The sequence below is a fragment of the Micromonospora sp. NPDC003776 genome (assembly GCF_053605645.1).
In genome coordinates this window covers 1-1,279 of sequence record NZ_JBSGJR010000954.1, presented here as the reverse complement: position 1 = coordinate 1,279, position 1,279 = coordinate 1, and the positions used below count along the sequence as shown (strand labels likewise).

The 1,279-nt window shown below is 72.9% G+C and carries 2 protein-coding genes and 1 pseudogene; all 3 read left to right on the top strand.

Features of this window, described 5'->3' with window-relative positions; translation table 11 throughout:
• A partial coding sequence (locus ACWEVO_RS36655) for a hypothetical protein (protein WP_452311970.1) occupies positions 1 to 443 on the top strand: 443 nt, incomplete at its 5' end.
• Positions 444 to 457: 14 nt separating this feature from the next.
• Positions 458 to 1,066: a glycine zipper family protein gene (locus ACWEVO_RS36650; RefSeq protein WP_452311969.1), complete on the top strand. Its 609-nt coding sequence runs from the start codon at positions 458 to 460 to the stop codon at positions 1,064 to 1,066.
• Positions 1,063 to 1,279, top strand: a pseudogene (locus ACWEVO_RS36645) (carboxypeptidase-like regulatory domain-containing protein); the annotation flags it as partial. The gene ACWEVO_RS36650 and the pseudogene ACWEVO_RS36645, both read left to right, overlap by 4 nt.

The following is a 1,279-nucleotide window of genomic DNA, read 5'->3' as shown; positions in this document are numbered from 1 at the left end:
GACCGGCGCGACGCCGCAACCCGGGCGAGCGGGCCCACCGGCCCGGGCGCCGTACCTCACCCCGAACGCACCACCGCACCAACCGAAGGGAGATCGCCGTGAACGATCTCTTCACCTGGGCCGCGCTGGGCAGCCTGACCGGCGCCAGCGCCGCCACCCTCCTGGCCACCAACGTCATCGGCGGACTTATCGGGCCGAGCGGTGACAAGGCCCGCAAGTGGATCGCGCTGGGCGTCGCCCTGGTGCTGTCGTACCTGACGGCGGCGTTCGCCGACGACGCCGGTCCGGAGAAGTGGATCATCGCGTTCTTCAACGGCCTGGTCATCTTCTCCGCCGCCCTCGGCGTCAACCAGCTCCCGCCCGGCAACCGGCAGGCGACGAGCGCGTCGCCGACCCAGCTCGCGCAGGGACGCGAGCCCCGCTACATCCGCTCGTGGGTCTGAGAGAGGTGACCACGATGGTCTTCGGCATCATCAGCGCCGCCGTCCACATCGTCCTCGGCGCTCTGGTCGGCCAGCTGGCCGGCGGCGTGATCGGGCTGCTCGTCGGCGCGGTCGTCGGGCTGCTGATCGGCGCGCCCTTCGGCTGGGCGGTCGCCTCGGCCGGCACGTACGGCGCGGACGCGAAGGGGGTCCTCCTCTTCGTGGTCGACCACACCTGGAGCCTGCTCAACACCGTGGTCGGCGCGCTCTACCTCGCCCTGCACCTGGTCTTCGGGCACCAGCTCGACCGGGTGGTCTCCCAGGCCAGCGGCCGGGTCAACGTGGTCGAGGGGGTCTCACCCCGGTACGCCACCACGATCGGCACGGTCTGCGCCGGGTCCAGCCCGGGCATCCAGCGCCACGAGGACGTGCACATCCTCCAGGCCCGGCTGCTCGGCCCGCTCTACCTGCCGCTGGTCGTGCTCAACTACGTGCTGTTCACCATCGCGCCGGTGTGGCTGCTCTGGCACGACCACAGCAACGCCCCGATCAACCGGTTCACCCGGTACTTCGAGATCGGCGTCTACCCGCACGTGTGGAACGAGGCCATCGCGTACCGGATCCAGGGGACCCCGCCGCGATGACCGGCGCGATCGAGGCGGCCGTCGCGGACCTCGCGGCCTGGCTGACCGGGGCGGTGGGCGACCCCGTCCCGGTCGGCCCGCCCCGCGACGACCCGGACGGCGGGCTGACCGTCTGGCCGCTGGAGCTGCGGCCGGCCCGGCAGACCGCCGGCAGCGGCGGAGCGCGCGAGCCGTACCGGTTCGTGGTCCGGCTCCTGGTGGCCGGCGCCGGAC

What these genes read in the sequence shown, in the direction of transcription:
- ACWEVO_RS36650 (WP_452311969.1), top strand. Translation starts at nt 458, where the DNA reads ATGGTCTTCGGCATCATCAGCGCCGCCGTCCACATCGTCCTCGGCGCT.